The sequence below is a fragment of the Achromobacter sp. ACM04 genome (assembly GCF_014851465.1).
GTDB lineage: Bacteria > Pseudomonadota > Gammaproteobacteria > Burkholderiales > Burkholderiaceae_B > Achromobacter > Achromobacter aegrifaciens.
Window position 1 is genome coordinate 469,806 of record NZ_JACUZS010000003.1, and the last position, 24,413, is coordinate 494,218.

A 24,413-nucleotide genomic window follows, 5' to 3' on the forward strand; every position below is an offset into this window, starting at 1 on the left:
ACGCCACGGCCGACGGATTCACGCTAAAGTGCCCGTTCATTTGAATCGAGGATGGATAGGGTATGTCAAACGAAAGCCCGCTTCTTGATGACAACGCGGTGTACCGAACCTTGCTCGAGTCCACCAAGGCAATTCCCTGGAAGATCGATTGGGCCACGAAGCAATTCGCCTATATCGGTCCGCAGATCGAGGCGTTGCTGGGCTGGAAGGCCGAAAGCTGGGTGAGCGTGGAGGACTGGGCCATGCGCATGCACCCGGAGGATCGGGACTATGTGGTGAATTTCTGCGTCACCCAATCCCAGGCCGGCGTCGATCACGAGGCGGACTACCGCGCGCTGACCAAGGAAAACGGCTACGTATGGATCCGGGACGTGGTGCACGTAGTGCGCAATGACAGCGGCGAGGTCGAAGCGCTGATCGGCTTCATGTTCGACATCACCGAACGCAAGAAGACCGAGGAAAAGCTGCTGGCCTTGCAGAAGGAGCTGGAGGCGCTGTCCTTCAAGGACGGTTTGACGAATATTGCCAACCGGCGTCGCTTCGATAGCGGTTTTGAATTGGAGTGGGAGCGCGCGCGCAGCGAACGAAAGCCGCTGTCCATCCTGTTGTTCGATGTCGATTTTTTCAAGCAATACAACGATCTGTATGGCCACACCCAAGGCGACCAATGTCTGGTGGATATCGCCCAGACCCTGAGTTTGGCGCTGGATGGACCTCGCGATCTCGTTGCGCGCTACGGTGGCGAAGAGTTTGTCGTGCTGCTGCCGGAAGCCGATGCCGGAGTGGCGCGAAAAGTCGCTGAACGCTGCCAGCGCTTGCTCAGGAAAAAGGCTATCGTGCACGCGCTGTCACCGCACGACAGGCGCGTCACGGTCAGCATTGGAGCCGGAACGGCGCTGCCAGACGGACAGAGCGACCGTGCTGGCTTCATCAAAGCCGTCGACCAGCAGCTATATGCAGCCAAGAAAAACGGGCGGGACCGCATCGAGCATGTGCAGTTGTAGAGCCGACCTTGAATACAAGGTTTTCTCAGTAACAAGCGCTGAACCTTCTGGTCCGGCGTCTATACAGGAATTGATTCAATGAGCAGTATTTTCCCAGGCGATCTGTGGGCAGTGGGTGAAGCACAGGTCGAAGGTTTGACGGTCATCGTTCGCTTTCGCACCGGCTTGCCGTCGGCGACTGATCGTGAGATCAATGAGAACCTGGTCATCATCTCTTGGCCGTACCAGGGCGTCGAGTCCGGCATGCCCAATGACGAAGACAAGCAGAGCCACAATAGCTTTGAAGAGGCCATCGAGAAAGGCTTTGAGAATTCCGATATCGGGGTGCAGGTGGCTTGCCTGACTGGAAATCACCACAAGGAATGGCGTTACTACACGCGTGACGTCGAAGCCTTCCTGGATGCATTCAACGCATGCCTGGCGGGGCACCCGGTCTATCCCATACAACTGCGCATGTACAAGGATCCTGATTGGAATGCCTTGTCGGGCTTGCAGCCCCAGGGTTCAGATCAGCTTCATTGAAAGAGGCCAGGCGGCGCTTGCGCGCCGCCTGCTACGCATAGCGCTTGGCGCCCGCCACGCAAACCACCGCCGCCAGCGTCACGACCAGCATCGTCCAGCTGACCTGCTCATGCAGCAGCGCGGCAGCCAATCCCAGCCCCATGAAGGGCTGGAACAACTGCAACTGCCCCACCGCCGCAATTCCGCCCTGCGCCAGCCCGCGGTACCAGAACACGAACCCGATAAGCATGCTGAACAGCGACACGTAGGCGAGGCCTATCCACGCCGGCGTGCCGACGTGCTCGAACGAGGCCGGCATGGTCAACAGCGCGATGGGCAGCATGAGGGGCAGAGACAGCACCAGCGCCCAGCTGATGACCTGCCAGCCGCCCAGCTTGCGGGACAGCTTGGCGCCTTCGGCATAGCCCAGGCCGCAGACGATGATGGAGGCGAGCATGAGCAGGTCGCCGGTGGGCGAGGCCTCCAGGCCGCCCCAGGCGGCATAGCCCGCGACGCAAGCCGCGCCGACGATGGAGAACATCCAGAACGGCGGACGCGGGCGTTCGCCGCCGCGTATCACTGCGAAGATCGCGGTGCTGAGCGGCAGCAGGCCGAGGAAGACGATGGAATGGGCCGAGGTGACGTGCTGCAGGGCCAGCGCCGTCAGCAGGGGGAAGCCGACGACTACGCCCAGTGCGGTCAGCGTTAGCGAGGGGAGGTCGGACAGGGTAGGCCGGCGTTGGCGCAGCAGCATCAGCAGGGCCAGGCCAAGCAGGCCCGCGATGGCGGCACGCGCGCAGGTCAGGAAAATGGGATCCAGGTCCGCCACGGCGACCCGGGTCGCGGGCAAGGAGCCCGCGAAGATCACTACGCCGATAAAACCGTTCACCCAGCCGCTGGTGGCCTTTTGCATCTGAAGCTCCTTGATACCGGGCTCCAGTACAGCACGGCCTGAGCGCGCAGTCCAAGCACAATCCAGTACAATTTCAAGAAACTGTTATGTATTAAAAGCCAGTACGGCGGAGAATTCCATGGCGCGCGGCGGCACTCTCATCAAGCAGGTCATGGGCGAGATCCAGGGGCGGATTGCGGCCCGCACAGCCTTGCCTGGCTCCCGGCTGCCTTCGGTAAGAGTGCAAGCCAAGACGCTGGACGTATCGGTGTCCACAGTGGTGGAAGCCTACGAGCGGCTGGCGGCGGAAGGCGTGCTGGTGTCGCGCCCCGGCTCCGGGTTCTATGTGGCCGGGCAGGTGGCGCCGTTGGCGCTGACCGAGATGGGGCCGAAGCTGGACCGGGAAGTCGACCCGCTGTGGGTATCGCGTCAGTCGCTGGCGGCGGACGCGGATAGCTTGCGGCCGGGCTGCGGCTGGCTGCCGGTCAGCTGGATGTATGAAGACGGGTTGCGGCGCGCCATGCGTGGCATGGCGCGCGCCGAAACCGCGGAACTGACCGAGTATGGAACGCCGCTGGGCCATGCGCCCCTGAGGCAGCTGTTGGCGCGGCGCATGGCGGGCATGGGGATAGAGGCAGGGCCCGAGCAGATCATGCTGACCGATTCGGGGACTCAGTCCATCGACCTGATCCTGCGCTTTCTGCTGGAACCGGGGGACACGGTGCTGGTGGACGATCCCTGCTATTTCAACTTCCATGCGCTGTTGAAGGCGCATCGCGTCAAGGCGGTGGGGGTGCCGTACACGCCGAACGGTCCGGATGTCGCGGCGTTCGAAGCGGCGCTGCGCGAGCATTCCCCGCGGCTCTACATCACGAACTCCGGCATACACAATCCGACGGGGGCGACTTTGTCGCCCTTGGTCGCGCACCGTCTGCTGAAGCTGGTGGACGATTCCGAGCTGGTGATCGTCGAGGACGACATCTTCGCGGATTTCGAGAATACGCCCGCGCCGCGGCTGGCTGCGTTCGACGGGCTGTCGCGGGTCATACATATCGGCAGCTTCTCGAAGACGGTGTCGGCGTCGGTGCGTTGCGGCTACATCGCCGTGCGGTCCGATTGGGTGGAAAGCCTGACCGACCTGAAGGTCGCCACGACCTTTGGCAGCAGCCGGCTGGCGGCCGACATCATCTTCAGGACGCTGACGGGCAGCGGCTACCGCCGCCACATGGAGTCGACCCGGCTGCGCCTGGCGCAGCAGATGGACAAGACCGCCGCAAAGTTGCTGAAGCTGGGCATCAAGCCCTGGCTGACGCCCCGGGCGGGCATGTTTCTGTGGTGCCGCCTGCCCGAGGGCAAGGACGCGGCTACGGTGGCCCGTCTGTGTCTGAAGGAAGGGGTGTTGGTGGCTCCCGGAAATGCGTTCAGCCAGTCGCTGGCTGCGGGAGATTTCCTGCGGTTCAACGTTGCGCAGTCCACGGACGAGCGGATATTCACGGTGCTGTCCAAGGCGTTGAGCGCGGCTTGATGCAAGGGACTCGGTTGGTTGCCTGAAGCACTGGCAGCCGGCATTCACGAAAAATTTCCGTGTCGCCTGATACCTTTTGCTTTCTCGACTGACAGGCGCAGGCAATCCAGCGGCCCGCCTGGCCGCCGGACTGTCGTATTGATGACTACAGGTAGGCGAGCGTGATGATGTAGCCCTGGGCGTCCTGTTGCCCGGCGTGGCGCGCCCTGAGCGGCACGGTCTGCACGTCGACCTTCACTCGATTGGCGCTTACGCGGTAGCGGTCGGCGGGCTTGCCAGCGGCGCGGGCGCGTTCAGCATCGCATTCCACGCGGACGGTTGCTTTTCGGGATTGAACCTGCGGTGTGCATGACGCAGCCTCGACGATGGCGCCGTGGAAATAGATGGTTCCATCCGCGGCGCGGGCTGCGGGCAGGACGCTGGATGCGCACAGCAGAAGCAGGGAAAGGCGATATTGGAGCTTGGACATGACAGCGACTCCTTGCGACTGGAAACGGAGGGGGGGCTATGTCTGTCTTCACTTCTTTAACGGCATCCGGCAGCGAAAGTTAATCGCAATCCGCCTTCGGGCCGCGTTCGCGCGTGCGAGCGGTGCCTGGCTTGCAACTGCAACGCTGGCGCGTCAGTCCGCACGGCGATATGCCGCCGTGGCGGAAAGTCCGCGGCTGGACCGCTTTTTTGTAAGGAGAGAGTCGGCTCGCTACGCGAACACCGGAAGGACTATGGGCGGCATCGTGGGCTCCTTTGATCGCGCCCTGGAGGACGCGGTGATGGTCAGGGACCTGGAACGGACTGTCGGCCAATATGAAATGCGTGGTTTCATTGTCGCAGGTCGCGGGGAAAAATCAATACCTGGCGTCCGGCGCATGCGATCACTATCTTCCGGATTCTGGCGACGGGATGTTTCGCACCGTATTCGCTCTGCCTTGAATGCTCGCTGCTGACGCGTCCGGCGCCGCTTCAGTAAACTCCGGGGCTGCCGCGCGGCGCTCACCGCCGCTTTCATGCCCGCTGATCTCCATGACTGCTTCCGACACGACATTCGCCGCCGCGCTTCGCACTCCCGTCTCCACCGCCGACGATCTTGATCCGCTGGATCAGTTCTTCCAGCGCCCCGAGGTAGGCGCCTTTTTAGCCCAGGCCCGCAAACCTGGGCAGGCGGACGCCAGCCTGCGGACCTGCGCCGATCTGTTGCCTACGCTGCACCCTGGCCGCGCCGCTGCCGTGGCCTTGATGTGCGGTTCGCTGGTGGAAGACGGCGCCGATCCGGCAATACTCTTTCCCGTCCTGCAGGACTTGCTGCGGCAGTGGCTGAGCACCCTGAGTCCGTATTGTGCGCAGGAGGTCGAGGACGACGATGATGAGGTGGAGGAGGCCGACCGCCGGGCTTGGCAGGATGCCAGGTCGCGGATGGCCGACGTACCCGAGGACAGGCGCTGGGAAGTGGAAGCCTTGCATCAGGCGGCAGACCTGCTGGTGCTGCCGATGATGACCATGGTCTTGCGCGACCGCCGCAATCACGCCGCCCTGGTGTCCGACGCGGAGTTGATGGCGCTGCTGCATCCCATGGCCACCAGCAACGACAGCCTGCCCTTCGAGCATCTGCACTATCTTTGGCTGGCCTCGCAGTTGGGCTACGAGGAGGAGTTGGTAGTGGTGCTGCCGACTTCCATGACGGGCTTCATTGCGCGGGCGCATGCCGTCAACAACAACTTCCACGCCTTCACGCTGTTGCAGATCATCATCGGCGAACACGCGCAGGCCTTGGGCGTGAAGCGCGAGATCGCAGCGCGCGAACCGGACCAGGACAGCGATACCGCGGACTTCCAGTGGTTGCAGGCTGATGCCTACGCCGGCGGCGAGCTGGTCAACGCCATGCGTTACGCCTGGGGCGAGGCGGCGTTGCGGCACAACCTGTCCCGCCACGGCAAGCGAGTGCTCATCGCGTTGGAAACGGCCGAGGGCATGAAGCGCAATTGGTCGGGGTTCAACGGCGCCATGCATGAAGCGCAGCAACCGTCCATGACATTCACGCGCTATCTCACGCGTGACGAGGTGGCTTCGTATCTGGCTTGATCCGGCGCGGACGGGGCCGCATGGCGGGCGGTATATTCGAAAGCTCCCCTCTCAACAGGAGCGCCACATGCAGACCAATGAAATCCATCGGGGCCGGCTGATCGACCACATCCAGCTGGTGGTGCGGGACCTGGCAGCCAGCCAGCGGTTCTATCAGGCAGTCTTCGATGCGCTGAAAGTGCCGATGGGCGGCACGGGCGACGGCTATTTCTGGGCGGACGAGCTATTCGTTTCCACGCCCGACAACAAGGCTGCGGCGGGGCAGTTGACCGGACGCCATCATCTTGCGTTCCAGGCGCAGGACCAGGCCATGGTCGCTGCCTTCTACAAGGCGGCGCTGGCCCATGGCGGCACGGACAATGGCGCGCCGGGCTTTCGGGACTACCATCCAGGGTATTACGGCGCTTTCGTGCTGGATCCGGACGGCAACAACATCGAGGCCGTGTTCCATGGCGAGGCGCAGCGCAGCGCGCCTTCGGTGAAAGTGACGTTCTGAGCGGCGCGCGTTTGGCTCAGACGCGTGCCGCCCCGTAATCACACTCCCAGGTAGGCGCGGCGCAGCCCCTCATCGGCCAGGAGTTCAGCGCCCGGCCCGGACATGACGATTTCACCGTGCTCCAGCACATAGCCGCGCGCGGCCATGCTGAGCGAGCGGTGCACGTCCTGCTCCACCAGCAGGATGGTGATGCCGCGCGCGTTGATGAGCGGCAGCTTGTCGAAGATGTCCTTGACCATGATGGGCGCCAGGCCGATGGACGGCTCGTCCAGCAGCAGGAGCTTGGGCGAGGTCATCAGCGCGCGGCCGATGGCCAGCATCTGCTGCTCGCCGCCGCTGAACGAGCGAGCCAGCTGGCGGCGCCGTTCCTGCAGACGCGGGAACAGCTGATAGACCCAGTCCAGGTTGTCGCGGCTGCGGCGCTTGTCGCGCAGTACGTCGGCGCCGACCAGCAGGTTGTCCTCGACGTCCATGTGGCCGAACAGGCGGCGGCCTTCCATGACCTGGGCCATGCCCAGGCGCGCCACCAGGTGCGCGGGCAGGCCGCTGATGCGCTCGCCCAGGAAGCGGACCTCGCCGGCCAGCGCGGGCAGGGAGCCCATGACGGTGCGGATCAGCGTGCTTTTGCCGGCGCCGTTGGCGCCGACCAGACTGACGATCTCGCCTTCTCCCACGTGCATGTCCACGCCGCGCAGCACCTGCACGTCGCCGTAGCCGGCGTCCAGTTGACGGATCTCCAGCATCACGCGGCCTCCCCGAGATAGGCGCGCACCACCTGCGGATCGCGGGCGACCTGCTGCGGCAGGCCATCGGCGATCTTGCGCCCCTGCTGGATGACGACGATGCGGTCGGATAGTTGCATGATGGCCTTCATGTTGTGTTCGATCACCAGGACGCTGATGCCGTCGCCGCGCAGGGAAAGGATCAGCGCCACCATTTCCTCGGTCTCCACCGGCGTCAGGCCCGCCATCACTTCGTCCAGCAGCAGCAGGCGGGGCTGGGTCGCCAAGGCCTTGGCGACTTCCAGGCGCTTGCGGCCCGACAGCGTGAGAGTGCGCGCGATCTGATGCTCGCGTCCGGCCAGGCCGACGCGCGCCAGCACGGCCTGGGCGACTTCCTCGGCCTGGGCTGGAGCGCGGTGGCGCAGGAAGGCGCCGATCATGGCGTTCTCCAGTACCGTCATGTCGCCGAATGGCTTCACGATCTGGAACGTACGTGCGAGTCCAGCGGCGCAGATGCGCGCCGGATCCTGGCCGTTGATGCGGCTGCCATTGAAGCGGATGTCGCCGCTGCTGGGCGGCACGAAGCCGGATGCCATGGCGAACAGCGTGGTCTTGCCGGCGCCGTTGGGGCCGATCAGGCCGACGATCTCGTCGGCGCCGACGGCGAAGCTGACCTCGTCGGAGGCTCGCACGCCGCCGAAATTGCGGCTGACATTATGGAACTCGAGCAGGTTCATTGTGTGCCCCCCATCGCGGGACCGGCGGTCTTGGCTGGCGTGCCGGCCGCGCGCGCAGGCGCCTTGGCGCGTCGGGACAGTATCGCCATCAGTCCTCGCGGCTCCCAGCGGATGATGATCATCAGCAAAAGGCCATACAGCATCATGTCGGCCCCCACCATGCCCCCGGTCAGGGAGCGCGCCAGCTCTTCGCCAGGCAGCAGCAGCAGCGCGCCCAGCACCGGGCCCCAAAGCGTGCCGCGGCCGCCGATGATGCAGACCACGGCGATGACGACGCTGAGATTGGCGCCGAATACCTTATCGGGGCTGATGTAGAGGACGAACTGCGCATAGAAGGTGCCGCCCAGCGCGGTCATGGCCGCGCTCAGCATGGCTGCGGTCAGCTTGTAGCGCCGCACCGGCACGCCCAGCGCCATCGCCGCGTCCTGGTCGTTGCGCACGGCCGTCAGGCAGTAGCCGAAGCGGCTGCGCAATACATGGCGGTTGATCAGCAACGCGGCGATGGTGAAGGCCAGCGCCACGATGTAGTAGTAGGCCTTGCCGGTATGCTGGAAGTACAGCGGAGCGTCGCGCAGCAGCGTGACCTCCATGCCGCGCGGCCCGCCCAGCAGGGTGTCGGCGTTTTCCACCAGCGTCTTGAGCACCATGCAGGAGGCGATCGTGGCCAGCGCGAAGTACGCGCCGCGCAATTGCAGGCAGGACAGCCCCACGATCAACGCCGCGCCCATGGCCACGACGGCGCCGGCCCACATGCCCAGCCAGGGACTGATGCCCAGGTTCACGAACAGCCAGGTCGAGGTATAGGCGCCCAGCCCGAAATAGGCGGCATGGCCCAGCGAGAGCTGGCCGGCGATGCCGCCCAGGATGTTCCATGACAGCGCCAGATAGGCGTACAGCAGCGTCATGGCGCCCACCGACAGCAGGTACTGGTTGCCGCTGGCCAGCGGCAGCAGCGCCAACAGGCCCAGCGCGGCGATGCCGGCGGCCGAAGTCTTTGTGGTCTTGGCCATCATTCGTTCTCCACGCCGAACAGCCCGCTGGGCCGGAAATACATGGTGGCGAGAAACAGCAGGAAGATGAGCGCCTCCGCATAGGTGATGGGGATCAGCTGGCTGCCGACCGATTCCAGCACGCCGACCAGGATGCCGCCCCAGAACGCGCCTGCCACCGAGCCGATGCCGCCCAGCACGACGATGACGAAGGCGCGCAAGCCGAAGATGTCGCCGACGAAGGGGTTGACGGGATAGAGCGGCAGCAGCAGCGCGCCGGCCGCGCCCAGCACCAGCAGGCCGATGGCGAACGACAGCCGGTAGACGCGGGCGCTGTCTATGCCCAGCACGCTGGCGGCTTCGCGGTCCTGTCCGGTGGCGCGGATGGCGCGGCCTGTGCGCGTGTGGCGCAGGAACAGCACCAGGGCCGCCGTGATCAGGCAGGCGAAGAACAGGCCGGCGATCTGCGGATAGGTGAAGATCAGGTCGCCGGGCATCCAGACTTCGTTGGCCCAAGGCGCGTCGATGGTCCGGCTGTCGGGGCCGGCCAGCGCCAGGAAGGCGTTGTCCAGGAAGATCCACAGGCCGGTGGTGAAGATCAGAACGCCGATCGGCTCGCGCGAACTTTCCTTGCGGTAGATGCCGTCGATCAGCCAGCGCTGGCAGGCATAGCCGACGACGAACAGCGCGGCCGCCGTGAGTGGCATGGCGGCCAGCGGATGCAGGCCGAAGTGGCTGGTGAGCGCGAAGCAGACGTACATGGACATCATCAGGAAGGCGCCATGGGCGAAATTGATGATCTTCATGACGCCGAACTGCAGGCTCAGGCCCAACGCGATCAGGCCGTAGACGGCGCCGCTGGCGATACCGCCCAGCAAGGCCTGGAGTAGGGTAGTGGTCAAGTGGAGGCTCCTAGCGGTAACGGGGCGCCGGCGCCACGCGCAGGGCGTGGCGCGGCGACGCCAGGTCGGTCAGGGCTGAGCGGCAGGCCAGACCATCTTGTAGGATTTGGAGGCCAGGTTCTCCGGCCACACGGTGCGGTACTGGCCGTCGGGCGTGATCTGCTGCATGACGTAGCGCTTTTCGGGGTTCTGGCCCTTGGCGTCGATCACGATGTCATAGCCCACGAGCTTGTTCAGGTCGGTGCCTTGCAGCTTGGTCTGGGCCAGGGCGTCGCGGATGGCTTCGGGATCCGCCTTGCCGGCGCGCTCCAGCGCGTCCTTGATGACCCAGACCGCGGCGTAGGCGCTGACCGACAGTTCGTTGGGATCGACCTTGTAGGCGGCGACGAAGTCGTCCCAGAACTTCTTGGCGAACGGCGTGGTGATGGACGACTCGTAGCCGGCCCAGCCATTGGTGGTGTAGACATTGCCCGCGATGTCCTTGCCGACCAGCGGGATGAAGGTACTGTCGATCTGGCCGGCCGCGCTGCCGACGTAGGTCGAGCCCACTCGCATCTGCGCCAGCAGTTTGTGCAGCTGCACGGCGTCGGCGCCATAGGAGGTCACGGTGACGACGTCGGGCTTCTTGCCCTTGATCTTCAGCACCAGCGGACGCAGGTCAGGCGAGTTGGGCGGGTATCCCTCGTCCAGCACCAGATCGATGCCGGCTGCCTTGAACTTGGCGCGCAACGTGTTGGCCATGTCCTGGCCCCAATCGGTGTTCTCGTAGACCATGGCGACCGTCTTGGCCGGCTTGCCGGTGGTCTTGCCCGCGTAGTCGATGAAGTCCGCCATGCTTTCGGCGTTGCCCGAGGCCGGGATCTGCGTGGGACGGAACACGTACTTGAAGCCGCGTTCGGTGATGTCGGCCTTGGCGGCCAGGTCCACCACCCATGGCACGCGGTTCTTTTCCGCGACGGCGGTGGCGGGGAAGGTCACGCCGCTCTGGAAAGCGCCCAGCAGCACCGGGGTCTTCTCGCGGGTGATCAGGCGTTCGACCTCGGTCATGGCGACCTTGGCATCGCCCCGGGTGTCCACCTCGACCAGCTGCAGTTGCGCGCCGCCCAGCGACTTGATGCCGCCGGCGTCGTTGATGTGCTTGACGGCCAGATGCGTGGCGCGCGACATGTCTTTGCCAATGGAAGCGGTGGCGCTGCCCGACAGAGGAATCAGATAGCCGATCTTGACGGGCTCGGCAGCCAGGGCGGCGCCCTGGACCAGCAACGTGGCGCCGGCCGCGGCGAACAGACGCCGCAGGGCGGCGGGGCGATAGGGGTTGCTCGTGTTCATGAGGATTTGTCTCCAGGTTTTTTTGTGATTCGAGAGTGCGGCGCGGGCTTCAGCCTGGCGGCCCTGCGCCGAGTGCCGCGTGCGTCGCGCACACCAGGCGATGGGCGCGTTCATCGAGCAGCACCGTGCGTCCCATGCGGTTCATGGTGTAGGCAAAGGAAAGCCGGCGCTGCGGCCAGGCGAAAGCCAGCGACCCGCCAGCGCCCGTGTGGCCGTAGGCCTCGTCGCCGAAGCAGGCGCTGTCCAGGCCTTGCGCGCGGTTATCCATCTGGCGCATGAAGCCGCTGGCGTAGCGCGTGGGTACGCGCAGGCAGGCGTCGTCGTCCGTGCGCGCCGACAGGGCCGTGGCCGCGGCCAGCGTGTCCTCGCGCAGCAGGCGCACGCCGTCGCGCTGGCCGCCCAGCGCCAGTGTGCCGTACAGACGCGCCAGGCTGCGCGCATTGCCGATGCCGCCAGCCGCGCATAGCCCGGCTGCGTGGCCGGCGCGGCTGTTGAAGCCGGAAGGGCGCCAGCCGCCGGTGTTCTTGGCGTACAGCGCGGTAGGGCTTTCGGGTTCGTCCTTCAGGGACTGCTCGAAGGGACTGAACGGCGCTTGCGGCGCGGGCGGCGGCACGATGGGTGCGACTCGGGCTTCCTCCGTTTCCGGCAGGCCGATCCAGAAGTCCAGGTCCAGCGGCTGCGCGATATGGCGGCGGAAGAATTCGCCGGGCATGCAGCCGCTCAGCCTGCGCACCAGCTCGCCGACCAGCCAGCCGTAGGTCAGGCCGTGGTAGGCCACGCGTTCGCCCGGAGCCCAGAAAGGCGCGGCCCCGGCCAGCCGGCGGGTCATGCCCTCCCAGTCGAAAGCGGCGTCAGCGGGTAGCGGCTCACGCAGCGCGGGCAGGCCAGCGGTATGGTTGAGCAGCATGCGCGGGGTGGTGGTGGCCTTGCCTGCTGCGGCGTATTCGGGCCAGTAGCGGGCGACAGGGGCGTCCAGGTCCAGCTCTCCCGCTTCGGCCAGCATGTGGGCGCAGAGCGCCGTGGCCGGCTTGGTATTGGAGAACACGATACAGACCGTGTCGCGCTGCCAGGGCTGGCCGCGGTCCGTGTCGGCCCATCCTGCCCACAGGTCGACCACCGGATAGCCGTCGACTTCGATGGCGACGGACGCGCCGAGCTCGCCACCGTCCTGGAAGTTGCGCGCGAATGCTGCGCGTACTGGTTCGAAGGCGGGATCGCAGTAGCCGTGTATGGCCGGCGCCGCGGGTGCAAGCGCCGGAGACGAGGATGCGGCGGCCATGGTCAGCGCGTCAATGGCGCGCGCGCGCCGTAGCCCAGCAGGTAGCGCGCGTCGTTGGACAGCGCGGCCGCGACGCCTTCGGGCAGCGTGCTGGTGAAGTCGGCGAAGCCGCGCAGCCAGGACACGTTGTAGTTGCAGAGTATGGCGCGGCGCTCGCGGTCGGTATGGTTCGGGCCGGAGCGGTGCCAGGTGTTGGACAGCCAGATGGCGACCGAGCCGGCGGGTGCGGTCAGCGTGACCTCGCCGTCCAGCGGGCCGCTGCCCCACGGTGGCGACTTGCGCAGCTTGTGGCTGCGCGGCATGACCCGCGTGGCGCCGTTGTCGGCGGTGAAATCGTCCAGCATCCAGACGTTCTGCAGCGTCAGCGGAAACTCCGGCAGCGGCTCGGCGATCTGGCCCAGCGGCGCATCCACGTGCCAGGCGCCGCCGCCTGTGCCGGGGCCGATGCTGGTGGCCTGGAAGTCGTGCAGGTTGCAGTCCTGGCCCATCACGCTGCGCACCATGGGCAACACCGCCGGGTGCTCGATCAGCGGGATCATGTCGGGCGCCTTGTTCAGGAGGTTCCAGACGCGTTGCGACTTGTCGTCGTCGAACAGGGTGGGCAAGTGCAGGAAGTTCTTCGACACTTTGTTGATGGGCACCGGCCAGCGCGTGTTTTCGTTGTCGCGGCGATACTGGTGCACGCGCGCCACCATGCGCTGCGCTTCCATGTCGCTCACCGTGTAGTGGCGCTTATAGTAGGCCAGGATGTCGTCATCGTCCTCGTGCCGTTCGTCGTCCAGCGGGAACGGATCGGCGCGTTCCGCGGCCATCAGTCCGGCCACGCATTCGCGCGCCTGTTCCAGCTGTGCGGCGTCCAGCACGTTTTCAATGACGGCGTAGCCTTCTTCGGCGAGCTGGTGTTGCAAAGCCTGCAGATCGAGTTGCTTCATGTTCCTCCCCTTTTATGTGGAATGTCACTGCGAATTCGGGCCGGGCACGGCCACGGGCGCGAGCGCGCTGCGTGCGAGCTTGCCTATGCTGGTGCGCGGCAAGGCTGCCGTCGCGCCGATGCGGCGCGGCACTTTGTAGCCGGCCAGGTGCGCGGCGCAATGCGCCTGCAGGGCGGCCATGTCCAGGCGTTGGCCGGGGGCGGGCGTGACCCAGGCGTGGACCACCTGGCCCAGCCGCTCGTCGGCCACGCCGAAGGCGGCCGCTTCGCCGACTTCGGGGCGCGACAACAGCACCTGTTCCACTTCCAGCGGATAGACCTTGAAGCCGCCCACGTTGATGCAGTCGTGCCGGCGGCCCCGCAGATGGAGATAGCCCTCGTCGTCCAGGATGGCGACGTCGCCGGTGTAGAACCAGCCTTCGCGCAGCGCTTGCGCGGCCTCCGGCGCCGCTTGGCGGTAACCTGCCATCACGTGCGGCCCGCGCACGCGTATTTCGCCGGGCTGGCCCGGCGGCATGACGCGGCTGGCGCCATCCAGGTCCACCACCTGCAGTTCGCCGCCTGGCACGGGCAAGCCCACCGAACCGGGTTTGCGTGGACGGTGCATGGGATTGAAGGCCAGGCAGGGACCCGCCTCGCTCATGCCGTAGCCCTCATGGATGGGGCAACCGGCGCGCAACTCGAAACGCGTCAGGGTTTCGCGCGGCAGCGGCGCCGCGCCGGAGAAGCAGGCGCGCAGGCTGCCGAGTTTTTCAGGCTGGAAGGCCGTGCTCAGCAACAGGTCATGGAAGATTGCGGGCGCGCCCGGCAGCAGGGTCACGCCGTGGGCGGCGATGGCCTCGATGGTGCGGGCGGCATCGAAGCGCCGCATCACCACCAGCTCGCCGCGGGCATGCAGGCTCAAGTAGAGCGACATGGAGACGGCCGACACATGGAATAGCGGCATCACGCAGAGCACCACCTCCGAATCGCGCCGCGTCGGCAGCCAGGCTTCGCGCTGCGCGATGTTGTAGGCGATCTGCCGGTGCAGGATGTTGACGCCCTTGGGGCGTCCGGTGGTGCCGCCGGTGTATTGCAGCGTGGCCAGATCTTCATGCCGCGGCAGGTCTTCGGGCAGGGCGCAGGCCTGCGGCAGCATCTCCAGCAGGCCGGCGCCGTTGCCTGTGCGGAGAATGGCGCCGGCATCCAGGCCCGGGCACAAGGCGCTCAGATCCAGCTTCACGCTGTCGTCATGCAGCAGCATGCAAGGCTCGGCGTCTTCCAGCATATAGGCCAGCTCGCGCTCGCGATAGCCTGGGTTCAGCGGCACGGCCTGCGCGCGCAGCGCATGCACTGCAAAGGTGGCAACGGCCAGGTCCAGCGAGTTCTGCATCAACAGGGCCACCCGGTCGCCGGGCCGCACGCGTTCGCCCAGGCGGCGTGCCAAAGCTCCAGCCAAGCCGGCGTATTGCGCGTAGTTCAGGCGCACGCCTTCGAAGGACAGCGCGGGAAGATCGGGCGCTTCGAGAGCGGCGTCGCGCAGCAGATGGATCACCGAATCCGGGACCCTGGGCAGGGCGGGGGCGTTCATCATGCCTTGCGCTCGGCAGCCTTGCGGGCGGCCTTGGCGTCGCTGGCCTGCCATACCGTGGGCCGGCCAGCGCCGCCCAGCAGGGTGATGGGATCGGCATTGTCGATGTGGCCGTACTGCCCCTTGTAGATGCTGTAGCCGCACAATTCCTGCAGGCGGCGCGGGAAGCTTCTCGCCACCTCGGCCGGAATGCCGAGCTGCAGGTTTTCCTGTTGCCGCATCCATCCGGCGCAGTAGTAGCACGACAACGCGTAACGGCGGGCGTTGCTGTTGTTGGCGCCGCCCTTGTGCCACAGCGCGCTGTCGAACAGCATGACACTGCCCGCCTTCATGGTGGCCTGCACGGTGTCTATGTCCTGCGCGCCGTAGGGCGGAGACGAATCGTAGCGATGACTGCCGGGCACGATGTGGGTGGCGCCGTTCTCGGCCGTGAAATCGCTCAAGGCCCAGATGGCATTGACCGCCAGCGGCGGGCGCGGGCGCGGCAGCGCCAGTTGCTGGGTATCTTCGTGCAGGGGCTGGGCGCCTTGGCCCGGCGCCAGCGTCAGTGAGCACAGCGACGACAGCAGCAGCTCGCGGTCCAGCAGGCGTTCGGCCAGGCTCAGCACGTCGGGCTGCAGCGGCACGTCCCAGAAGCGCGGATCGTAGACCAGCAGGTTGTTGATGCGCACCGTCTTGCGGCCTTCGAACGAGGTCTGGGCGTAACCGAGGTTGTGCTCGGCCTCGATCCGGATCAGGGCTTCCTGCAACTGGCTGACCTGCTCGGGCGGGATGATTCCCGGCAGCACCACGAATCCGTCGCGTTCAAAGGCTGCGATCCGCTCGTCGAGCGGTTCGGGCGTGGACATCTTTTGTCTCCTGATTGGGCCTGGATCTGAGTCCGGCGATATAGGTCTGTGCGTATAATCGGCCGGTAGTCTTCGCCCTGCCAGCGCGTAGCGTCCACGGCAGTGGCGCAAAGCGTCCATCCCCTAGAAGATGGCGGCCCCAGTCGGCATGATCCGGTACTCAACATGAGCGCGCAGGCCTACCACCACACCACCGATGTCATAGCGCCGCAGGAGCAGTTCGCGTATTGGCGCGATGCAATCTGCGATGCCTACGTGCCGCTCGAACCCGAGCGTGACGCCGCGCGCAGCTTTCGCGGCCAGATCGACGGCCTGCTGCTGCCGGACCTGCACGGCTCGACCATCACCGCCCAATCCCATGTGGTCAGGCTGTCCGCGGCCGGTCTCTCGGCCCGCAAGCAATCCCCATTCTTCGCCAATTTGCTGTGCGCGGGAGAGGCCCTGGTTTCGCAGGACGGAAGCGCCATGCGGGCGCGGGCTGGCGACGTCTACGTGGTGGATTGCGCTTCGCCCTGGGAAGTCGACTTCCGCACCGATTTCCGCATGTTCTGCATAGAAATCCCGGAAGGCCTCTTGCGGCCGCAACTGGGCCGGCGTGGGCGGCTGGCCATGCCGGTGCTGGACGGAAGTTCAGGGGCAGGGCGGGTGCTGGCCAGCTACATGCGCCTGGTCAGCGAACTGCCGGCAAACGAGTTGCAGCAGGTGCAGGCGCTGATGGTCAGGCATTGCAGCGAACTGCTGTCGCGGACGCAGCTCGAAGGGGCGGATGCCGGCGCGCAGATCGCCGAACGGGTGCGCCACGAAGTCCTGGACCGCATTCTGGCGCTGGTGCAGCGGCGTTTGGCCGATCGCGGCCTGACGCCGGCTTCGGCCAGCGAGGAGCTCGGCATCTCCCGCAGCTATCTGTTCAAGATCATGGCCGAGCATGGCCTGAGCTTCAGCGCTTACGTGCGGCAGTGCCGGCTGGAAAGGTGCCGCCTGGCCATCGAGACCCAGCCTGGCCGCTCCATCGCGGACATCGCCGCCAGCTGGGGATTCGAGGAAGTTTCCACGTTCAATCGGGCGTACCGCGCGCACTATGGCCGCTCGCCAGGCAGCGAGCGCGGCGGTGCGCCCTTGCGGGCTCAATAGCGCGCATCACCATTTGCCCTGGCCCTGCGACTGCTGCATCTGCGGGGCGTTGGCAGGCCTGACCGTGTCGACATACTTCCGGTAGGCGGCGACATACTCGGGGCTATTGATGTCAGGGGTGCTGTCGCTGTCCCAGTTTCTTTCAACGCCGGATTGCTTCCAGGCGGCCAGGTCGCGTTCGACTTGATCGCGGCTGAGTTGGACGTCGGAGGGCGGAGCTGCGGTGGTTGGGGCGGCGGACATTTGCGCGGCCACGGGGCCGGAGAGCAGGGCGCAGGCCGCCAGGACGACGGGAATCATGGCGCGGACGGTTAGGGCAGTTTTCATGAAATGCTCCTGATGACGAGAGTGACCGCAGCATTGGAGACCGGTGTCCATGGGGGCTCGCGGCAATGCAGCCCGGTGCAGGGACAGCTGCGCAACCGGATTGGCGCATTGGTTTTTTTCTTGGGCAGGCCGGCCCGGCCCGCGGCGCGCGCGGACACGCACCTGGCGCTGGGTTCCACCGCCAGGTTTACGACTCGGGCCGGACCGGGCGTCCGGGCCTCATGCCTTTGTGCTCATCGTAGGACGGCGCGGGTGGGCGCCACATACTCAATATTGGGTACGTCATACCGATGGCGCGCGCTCAGAGCAGCGAGGCGAGCCTGACCAGTTCGGACTGGCGATTGCATTCCATCTTGTTGAGCAGGGACGCCACCTGTTTACGCACGGTCAGCACCGAGGCGTGGCGCAGGGTCGCGACTTCCTCCACGCTGTGTCCCATCGCAAGACCGGCCAGCACAGCGGCTTCCGCGTGCGTGATCGAGAACACGGATTCCAGTCTGTCGACGTCCGGTTGGGAAAAGGCGCTTTTTCTGCGCATGCGCACCAGCAGCATGCGGCTGCCGATCAGGCTCAGCGCTTGCGGGGCCGCGCTGATGTCGATCCAGGTCAATTCGCCCCATCCGGCGGCTGCCGCCAGGGACCGCGCCTTGCCGTCGCGCGCGACCGCCTGGCAATACGCGTCGAACAAGGCCTGTATCTTCGCGTCGGGATGGCGCAGCTTGCCGCCGCGCACGTTCCAGCCATGGCCGTCGCTCAGATAGTGCATGGCGAGGGCCGATCTCTTCTCTACCATCGCGTCGTGGCTGACCAGCAGCACGGCTTCGCCGACATCCGAGAGTGCGCTTTCAATGGCTGTCCAACCGATGGCGAGCGCCTTTTCGCGTTGGGCCAACCGGCTTTTCAGCAGGCGGAAGTAATGGGCTACGTCGCCGGACTGAAGCCGTTCGCTGGCCTTGTCGTCCACGGTCGAGCGTTGGAAGGCGATGGCGGCGCGCAGCATGGCGCTGGATTCGATTACCAGGCACAGCACTTGCGCCATCCGGTGCTTGAGCATGAAGTCCGTGTAGAACTCGGAACGCTGCAGCTGCTTGTGGCCGCACATGTTGGCGGTATCCAGCCACGTGCCCACGGGCAGCAGCCGCGAATCCTGTTCGACGATGTCGCAGCTGTAGTAATGGTTGCGGTAGTCCGTGGCGGCGGCTTCGGGAAAGCTGACGGTGGACAGGTCCAGCAGCTTGTGGCGGGCATCGAAGACGATCAAGGTGCCGCTGTCCGCGCCCACCATGTCGCGGGCGGTCAGCAGGATGTCATGCCAGGGCGGATCGGGATCCGCCAGACGGTCCAGGGCTTCGATCGCGCGCCGGACGGCAATCTGGTGTTCGGCCATTTCGTGCCTCCAACTCTGGTTCAGACGCAAACGCTGTCACGTATCACAGATCGTTGTAGAGGTGGCTCCGGCCAGATCGGGGGAGCGCTGCGCGGCGGTGATTTGCCGGCATGGGAGAGGCTGGCCGGCCTGGATTGCCGCGGCGCTGCCACAAGGAAATTATCCTCGCAAAACCCCGGGGCGGATGAAAAAAGTGGGTGCATTGTCCGGACAAAAAGGGTCCGGATTCAGAGGTGGTCTTGGTGTACCGGGTTGTGTATACCAGTGCGGGCGGGGAGATCGCGTCAGTGGTGGACGCCGCCGGGCGGACGGACCGCCGCGCGCCACAGATCCAGGAAATGCCGCTTCTTGAGCGCATCCAGATACACCAACAGTCCTACGCCCAGCGCCACCGGCCGCACGCCCGCTTCCGGGTTGGCCGATGCGCTCACGGGCCGCATGCCCGATTGCCGCGCGACCATTTCCTGGCCCCGCGGCGACAGCAGATAGTCCAGGAACATCGCGCCCAGATCCGCCCGCGGCGCCTGTCGGGGAATGATGGCGGAGCGCGACAGCATCAACGTGTAGTCCTGCGGATAGACGATGGCCAGCGGCGCGCCCAGGTCGATGCGGTGCCGGGTGTAGGACTCCAGCAGGTTGTAGGCCAGCGTGATCTCGCCGCGTTCGAGCTTGTCCAGCGCGTCTTCGGTGGACGCGTGCACGGCCACGCGGTTGCGGCCCAGTTCGGCCAGCAGCGCGCCAGCCATGCTGTCCAGCCGCGTGTCCTGCGTGGCCGCCAGGTAGCCGATGCCGCTGCCCTCGACGTCGTAAGTGGAGATCGCGCCGGCCAGGGGCTGGTCCGGCGCCTGCAGCAGGGACAGCAGCTCGCGCCGGGTGCGCGGCGCCCTTGCGGACGCGAGCTTGCTGGTGTTGTAGACCATGACGATGGGATCGGTGCCGATGCTGAAGACCTCGTCGCGCCAGTTGGCCCAGGCGGGCAGGGCGCGGGTCTGCGGCGAGATGTGGGGTTGCGCGTAGCCGTCGTTGACCAGTTTGGTCTGCAGGTCCATCGCGCTGCTGATGACGATGTCGGGGCCGGATCTGGTTGCCGGCGCCTGCGTGGCGCGGGAAACCGTCCCGGCATACAGCTCCTGCGTGGACAGCTCGGTGTATTCCAGGCGCAGGCCGGGGTTGAGCCTGCTGAAGTCTTCCAGCACGCCGCGGAACACCTGCACGCTGTTGGAGGCGTGCACGACCAGTACGTTCCTGCTGTCCGCGGGCCCCAGCGTCAGGCCGTCGGCGCTGGTTTCCGCGGCGTTGCCGGCAGCAAAGGGCAGCAGCGCGGTGAGCGCCGCCAGCAGGCGCAGGGGTTTCAGGAGATCAAGCTTCATGGGGGCGGGGCGGCAGCGTGACCACGGCGTCCAGGCCGCCGCCCACGCGGTTGCTCAGGGCCAGCCGGCCCTGATGGATGTCGACCACGCGCTTGATGATGGACAGGCCCAGGCCGGCGCCGGACGCGCGCGGGTTGGGACCGCGCACGAAGCGCTCGAAAGCGGCGTTGGCCAGCGCCGGCGGTATGCCCGGACCCTGGTCGGATACGGATATGCGCCAGCCATCGTCCTCCGGCTCCAGCCGCACGTCGATGTGGCCGTCGTCCGTGGCGCCGTGACGCAGGGCGTTGTCGATAAGGTTCTTGAACGCTTCGCGCAGCATCAGGCTGTCGCCCAGCACGGTGGGCGGATTGCCGGGCGCAGTGGCGGGCAGATGCAGGCGCACGTCGGGCTGGGGATCGGCTTGCGGGACCGTGTCATACACCGCCTGCCGCAGCAGCTCGGCCAGGTCCACCGGCTGGAACTGGCGCACGTTGCTGCGGTGGATGACGCTGGCGTCGCTCAGCAGCTGGTTGACCAGGCGCGAGAGTTTCTCGGCGTTGCGCAGCACGGCCAGCAGGCTGCGGCGCTGTTCGGCGGGATCTTCCTCGTCCAGCGCCACTTCCATCTGTGCGTGCAGCGCGGCCAGCGGCGTGCGCAGCTGATGCGCGGCTTCGGCGATGAAGAGGCGCAGGGTGTCCAGGTTTTCCGACAGGCGCGCCATGAAGCCATCCAGCGAGTGCACCAGCGTGTCGAGTTCCTCCGGCACGGGAGCGGCGATGGGATGCAGGTCCGCCGCGCTGCGGGCGGCCAGTTCGCGCTCGATACGGCGGATCGGCGACAGCGAGCGCAGCAGGCCCCAGTAGGCCAGCGCCAGCGCCGCGGCGGTAAAGCCGATCAGCGCCAGCGTGCCTTGCCACAAGATGCCCGCTGCCAGCGCGTTGCGGGCTTCGCGGGTCTGCGCGACCTGGATGAGGGCGGTCTCGGCATTGCGGGGACCGGCGATCTTGCGTTCCATCCAGGCGATGCGCACTGGCTCGCCCTGGTAGCTGGCGTCGTACAGGCGGGGCGAGTACGCCGGGCCTTCGCTGCCACGGGCGGGCGGCGCTGGCAGGTCCGCATAGCCGGAAATCAGTGCGCCGCCCGCGTCGCCGACACGATAGAACACGCGGTCGCGCGGCGCCTGCTCCAGCAGCGCCAGCGAGGCATAAGGCATGTCCATGCGCCATTCTCCCTGCACCAGCTGCAGGCTGTCGGCGATGGACAGCACCGAGGAACGCAGCAACTGGTCGTAGGTGGTGTCGGCGGTCTGATTGGCGTAGCCGCGCACCAGCAGATACAGCGTGGCCAGGGCGGCGACGAACAGCGCAAGCAGCATGGCCAGCAGGCGGCGCTTGATCGAGATGCGGCCCTGCGCGGCGGCGGGCGTGGCGGGGTCACTCCCGGCCGGGGCCGGGCGCGGCGGGGCGGTCGTGGTCATCGGTGGCGGTCAGGAGGTAGCCGGTGCCGCGCTGCGTTTCGATGCGCAGCGGCGAGCCGTCGAGCTTGCGGCGCAGCCGGGCGATGTAGACCTCGATGGCGTTGGGCGCGGCATCGTCGTCGAAGGCGAACAGCTTGTTGGCGATTTCGGTCTTGCTGACGGCGCGGTTCATGCCGGCCAGCAGGATTTCCAGCAGGCTGTATTCGCGCTTGGGCAGTTCGATGCGCTGGCCGGCCAGCGTGACCTGGCGCGCGGCGCTGTCGATGACCAGCTCGCCAAAGCGCAGCATGCCGGACGCCTGGGGGCTGGGGCGGCGCAGCAGGGCGCGGCAGCGGGCTTCCAGCTCGCGGAAATCGAAGGGCTTGGCCAGGTAGTCGTCGGCGCCGGTATCCAGGGCGTGGACGCGGTCTTCGATGTCGATGCGGGCGGTCAGCGCCAGCACGGGCGTCTTGCTGCCGCGGTCACGCAGGCGGTGCAGGATGTCGAAGCCCGACATGCGGGGCAGGCCGATGTCCAGGATGACGAGGTCGAAGGTTTCGTATTGCAGCACGCCGTCAGCGCTGAGGCCGTCGTTCTGGCAGTCGACTGCATGGCCGAGACGGCGCAGCCGGCGCACGAGTGCGTCGGCCAGATCCGCGTCGTCTTCGATCACCAGTATGCGCATAGGGGCGATTGTCGCATGGCTGGACTAGCCCCCGCGCCGCACCCGCGTTCAAAAACGACAGGTTGCCGACAGCTTTTATTTCTAGTCTTGCGGTCGCGCTTCCCCAGCCGGAGGCGCGTTTACGCATAACAACGACTAGTCGGAGATAACCCTCATGCTTCTGACCCTGCTTGGCTTCGGCATGGTGATCACGTTCATGACGCTGATCATGACCAAGCGCCTGTCGCCGCTGGTGGCGCTGATCCTTGTCCCCATTATTTTCGCCCTGCTGGGCGGGTTCGGGTCGGGCATCGACAAGATGATGCTGGACGGCATCCGCAAGATCGCGCCCACCGGCGTGATGCTGATGTTCGCCATCCTGTATTTCGGGGTCATGATCGACGCCGGCCTGTTCGATCCCATCGTGGGCCGCATCCTGCGCGCGGTGAAGGGCGATCCGCTGAAGATCGTGGTGGGCACGACCGTGCTGGCGCTGGTGATTTCGCTGGACGGCGACGGTTCGACCACCTACATGATCGTGGTGGCGTCGATGCTGCCGCTGTATCGCCGCCTGAAGATGAACGCGCTGTCCATGACCTGTCTGGCGATGCTGGCCAGCGGCGTCATGAACCTGACGCCCTGGGGCGGCCCGACGGCGCGCGCCGCAAGCGCCTTGCACGTGGACGCGGGCGACATCTTCGTGCCGCTGGTGCCGGTAATGGGCGTGGCCATTGTCGCCATCCTGATCCTGGCGTTCTGCCTGGGCCTGCGTGAACGCCGCCGCCTGGGCGTGCTGTCGCTGCCGGACGGCGCTTCGCTGCACGCCGGCTATGACGAGGACGGTCCCAAGAACCTGCCCGAGATCGAGGTCGACCAGGACCTGCGCCGCCCCAAGCTGCTGTGGGTGAACGCCGGACTGACGCTGGCCCTGATGGTGAGCCTGGTGATGGGCGTGCTGCCGCTGCCGGTGCTGTTCATGATCGCCTTCGCGATCGCGCTGGTCATCAACTATCCGGACCTGGCCGAGCAGCGCCGCCGCGTCGCGCAGCACGCGGGCAATGTGCTGTCGGTGGTGTCGCTGATCTTCGCGGCCGGGATCTTCACCGGCATCCTGTCGGGCACGGGCATGGTCGAGGCGATGTCGCGCAGCCTGCTGGCGGTGATTCCCGACGCCATGGGCCCGTACCTGGCCGGCATTACCGCCCTGGTGAGCCTGCCCTTCACCTTCTTCATGTCCAACGACGCCTTCTACTTCGGCGTGCTGCCCATCCTGAGCGAAGCGGCCCAGGGCTACGGCATTTCGCCGGTCGAGATGGCGCGCGCCTCGCTGATCGGCCAGCCCGTGCACCTGCTGAGCCCGCTGGTGCCTTCGACCTACCTGCTGGTCGGCCTGGCCGGCGTGGACTTCGGCGACCACCAGCGCTATTCGCTCAAGTGGGCCACGATGGTCTGCCTGGTGATGCTGGCCGCGGCGCTGGCGTTCGGCCTGTTCCCGCTGGTCGGCCAGATCGGCTGAGCGGCGGCGCGATACCGTCTTTTCAAAAGGGGAAGTACATGGCTTTGCGCATTGCTTACATCACCAGCGGAATGGGCCACACGGGCACCGCGATCTGCCAGGCGCTGCACAACGCGGGACACCGCGTGGTGGCAGGCTGCGGGCCGCGCTCCTCGCGCAAGGACCACTGGCTGAAGGAACAGAAATCCCTGGGCTACGACTTCGTCGCCTCCGAGGGCGACGCCACGGATTGGGCCTCGACCGAGGCGGCCTTCGCCAAGGTGCGGCGCGAGGTCGGCGAGATCGACGTGCTGGTGAACAATGCTGGCGCCATGCTGGACATGCGCTTTCGCCAGATGAGCCAGGCGGACTGGTCGGCGGTGCTGCGCAGCAATCTGGACACGCTGTTCAACACCACCAAGCAGGTGGTCGACAGCATGGCGGATCGCGGCTGGGGCCGCATCATCAACATCGGCTCCGTGGCCGCGGAGAAGGGCCAGATCGGCCAGATCAACTACGCCACCGCCAAGGGCGCCGTGATCGGCTTCACCCGTTCGCTGGCCCAGGAAGTCGCGGCCCGCGGCGTGACCGTCAACCTGGCCTCGCCGGGCTTCATTGCCGACGACACCGTGAAGGCGTTCCCGCCGGCGCTGCTGGACCGTATCGTCGAAAGCGTGCCGGTGGGCCGGCTGGGTACTGCCAAGGATCTGGCGGGGCTGTGCGCGTGGCTGGCGTCGGATGAGGCGGCGTTCGTGACGGGAGCCAACTACGCCATCAATGGCGGCGTGTATATGAGTTGA

24 protein-coding genes are annotated in these 24,413 nt (G+C 66.3%); 8 read left to right on the forward strand and 16 right to left on the reverse strand.

From position 1 onward, the window contains the following. The first annotated feature begins 62 nt into the window (after positions 1–62). Both IB259_RS18555 and IB259_RS18560 read left to right on the forward strand, forming a co-directional pair. Positions 63–1,004 (forward strand): sensor domain-containing diguanylate cyclase, encoded by a 942-nt coding sequence (locus IB259_RS18555; protein ID WP_175159561.1) that lies wholly within the window; start codon positions 63–65, stop codon positions 1,002–1,004. Between the two features lie 78 nt (positions 1,005–1,082). Continuing rightward, complete coding sequence (locus tag IB259_RS18560) at positions 1,083–1,526, forward strand: DUF695 domain-containing protein (protein ID WP_192329859.1); 444 nt, start codon at positions 1,083–1,085, stop codon at positions 1,524–1,526. Positions 1,527–1,557: 31 nt separating this feature from the next. Here IB259_RS18560 and IB259_RS18565 read toward each other — a convergent pair whose 3' ends face one another. Continuing rightward, entirely contained in the window at positions 1,558–2,418 is an 861-nt protein-coding gene (locus tag IB259_RS18565) for a DMT family transporter (RefSeq protein ID WP_119449015.1), read from the reverse strand. A gap of 118 nt (positions 2,419–2,536) precedes the next feature. On the opposite strand from IB259_RS18565, the gene IB259_RS18570 reads away from it, so the two are divergent. Then, the gene (locus IB259_RS18570; RefSeq protein ID WP_175181188.1) at positions 2,537–3,922 is read left to right on the forward strand and encodes a PLP-dependent aminotransferase family protein; all 1,386 of its coding nucleotides are present in this window, start codon (positions 2,537–2,539) and stop codon (positions 3,920–3,922) included. A gap of 145 nt (positions 3,923–4,067) precedes the next feature. Here IB259_RS18570 and IB259_RS18575 read toward each other — a convergent pair whose 3' ends face one another. Then, positions 4,068–4,391: a hypothetical protein gene (locus tag IB259_RS18575; protein ID WP_054450347.1), complete on the reverse strand. Its 324-nt coding sequence runs from the start codon at positions 4,389–4,391 to the stop codon at positions 4,068–4,070. A gap of 551 nt (positions 4,392–4,942) precedes the next feature. Between IB259_RS18575 and IB259_RS18580 the strand changes: the two genes are divergently transcribed. Next, a complete protein-coding gene (locus IB259_RS18580) occupies positions 4,943–5,998 on the forward strand; it encodes a hypothetical protein (protein WP_192329861.1) in 1,056 nt (351 codons plus the stop codon). 67 nt (positions 5,999–6,065) lie between these two features. Next, positions 6,066–6,494 carry a VOC family protein gene (locus IB259_RS18585; RefSeq protein WP_054450349.1) on the forward strand — a complete coding sequence of 143 codons (429 nt, stop codon included), beginning with the start codon at positions 6,066–6,068 and terminating at the stop codon, positions 6,492–6,494. Between the two features lie 38 nt (positions 6,495–6,532). Here IB259_RS18585 and IB259_RS18590 read toward each other — a convergent pair whose 3' ends face one another. From IB259_RS18590 to IB259_RS18630, 9 genes are all read right to left on the reverse strand, one after another. Further along, the gene (locus IB259_RS18590; RefSeq protein WP_192329863.1) at positions 6,533–7,237 is read right to left on the reverse strand and encodes an ABC transporter ATP-binding protein; all 705 of its coding nucleotides are present in this window, start codon (positions 7,235–7,237) and stop codon (positions 6,533–6,535) included. Then, positions 7,237–7,953, reverse strand: a complete 717-nt coding sequence (locus IB259_RS18595; protein ID WP_054450351.1) for an ABC transporter ATP-binding protein — start codon at positions 7,951–7,953, stop codon at positions 7,237–7,239. The genes IB259_RS18590 and IB259_RS18595 overlap by 1 nt, the downstream gene beginning before the upstream one ends. Next, a complete protein-coding gene (locus IB259_RS18600; RefSeq protein ID WP_158598540.1) occupies positions 7,950–8,963 on the reverse strand; it encodes a branched-chain amino acid ABC transporter permease in 1,014 nt (337 codons plus the stop codon). Before IB259_RS18600 ends, IB259_RS18595 begins: the two co-directional genes overlap by 4 nt. After that, positions 8,963–9,844 carry a branched-chain amino acid ABC transporter permease gene (locus IB259_RS18605; protein ID WP_054450355.1) on the reverse strand — a complete coding sequence of 294 codons (882 nt, stop codon included), beginning with the start codon at positions 9,842–9,844 and terminating at the stop codon, positions 8,963–8,965. The genes IB259_RS18600 and IB259_RS18605 overlap by 1 nt, the downstream gene beginning before the upstream one ends. 69 nt (positions 9,845–9,913) lie before the next feature. Beyond that, positions 9,914–11,173 (reverse strand): ABC transporter substrate-binding protein, encoded by a 1,260-nt coding sequence (locus IB259_RS18610; protein WP_119449019.1) that lies wholly within the window; start codon positions 11,171–11,173, stop codon positions 9,914–9,916. 49 nt (positions 11,174–11,222) lie between these two features. After that, complete coding sequence (locus tag IB259_RS18615; RefSeq protein WP_192329865.1) at positions 11,223–12,452, reverse strand: serine hydrolase; 1,230 nt, start codon at positions 12,450–12,452, stop codon at positions 11,223–11,225. Positions 12,453–12,454: 2 nt separating this feature from the next. Further along, positions 12,455–13,384 carry a phytanoyl-CoA dioxygenase family protein gene (locus tag IB259_RS18620; protein WP_054450358.1) on the reverse strand — a complete coding sequence of 310 codons (930 nt, stop codon included), beginning with the start codon at positions 13,382–13,384 and terminating at the stop codon, positions 12,455–12,457. 24 nt (positions 13,385–13,408) lie between these two features. Next, complete coding sequence (locus tag IB259_RS18625; protein WP_192329867.1) at positions 13,409–14,956, reverse strand: class I adenylate-forming enzyme family protein; 1,548 nt, start codon at positions 14,954–14,956, stop codon at positions 13,409–13,411. Further along, positions 14,953–15,801 (reverse strand): phytanoyl-CoA dioxygenase family protein, encoded by an 849-nt coding sequence (locus IB259_RS18630; protein WP_054450362.1) that lies wholly within the window; start codon positions 15,799–15,801, stop codon positions 14,953–14,955. The genes IB259_RS18625 and IB259_RS18630 overlap by 4 nt, the downstream gene beginning before the upstream one ends. A gap of 165 nt (positions 15,802–15,966) precedes the next feature. Between IB259_RS18630 and IB259_RS18635 the strand changes: the two genes are divergently transcribed. Then, positions 15,967–16,932 carry a helix-turn-helix domain-containing protein gene (locus IB259_RS18635; RefSeq protein ID WP_175159583.1) on the forward strand — a complete coding sequence of 322 codons (966 nt, stop codon included), beginning with the start codon at positions 15,967–15,969 and terminating at the stop codon, positions 16,930–16,932. A 6-nt stretch (positions 16,933–16,938) separates the two neighbouring features. On the opposite strand, the gene IB259_RS18640 is transcribed toward IB259_RS18635, so the two are convergent. The 5 genes from IB259_RS18640 to IB259_RS18660 form a co-directional block, all read right to left on the reverse strand. After that, a complete protein-coding gene (locus IB259_RS18640; RefSeq protein ID WP_054450364.1) occupies positions 16,939–17,259 on the reverse strand; it encodes a DUF4148 domain-containing protein in 321 nt (106 codons plus the stop codon). 301 nt (positions 17,260–17,560) lie between these two features. Continuing rightward, positions 17,561–18,646 (reverse strand): LuxR C-terminal-related transcriptional regulator, encoded by a 1,086-nt coding sequence (locus tag IB259_RS18645; protein ID WP_192329869.1) that lies wholly within the window; start codon positions 18,644–18,646, stop codon positions 17,561–17,563. A gap of 284 nt (positions 18,647–18,930) precedes the next feature. Then, positions 18,931–20,016 carry an ABC transporter substrate-binding protein gene (locus tag IB259_RS18650; RefSeq protein WP_192329871.1) on the reverse strand — a complete coding sequence of 362 codons (1,086 nt, stop codon included), beginning with the start codon at positions 20,014–20,016 and terminating at the stop codon, positions 18,931–18,933. Beyond that, positions 20,006–21,475, reverse strand: a complete 1,470-nt coding sequence (locus tag IB259_RS18655; RefSeq protein ID WP_225588994.1) for a sensor histidine kinase — start codon at positions 21,473–21,475, stop codon at positions 20,006–20,008. The genes IB259_RS18650 and IB259_RS18655 overlap by 11 nt, the downstream gene beginning before the upstream one ends. Next, entirely contained in the window at positions 21,432–22,139 is a 708-nt protein-coding gene (locus tag IB259_RS18660) for a response regulator transcription factor (protein WP_192329873.1), read from the reverse strand. Before IB259_RS18660 ends, IB259_RS18655 begins: the two co-directional genes overlap by 44 nt. Positions 22,140–22,293: 154 nt before the next feature. On the opposite strand from IB259_RS18660, the gene IB259_RS18665 reads away from it, so the two are divergent. Both IB259_RS18665 and IB259_RS18670 read left to right on the forward strand, forming a co-directional pair. After that, entirely contained in the window at positions 22,294–23,634 is a 1,341-nt protein-coding gene (locus IB259_RS18665) for a CitMHS family transporter (protein ID WP_054450371.1), read from the forward strand. Positions 23,635–23,672: 38 nt separating this feature from the next. Further along, positions 23,673–24,413, forward strand: coding sequence for an SDR family oxidoreductase (locus IB259_RS18670; RefSeq protein ID WP_192329875.1), 741 nt, complete (start codon positions 23,673–23,675; stop codon positions 24,411–24,413).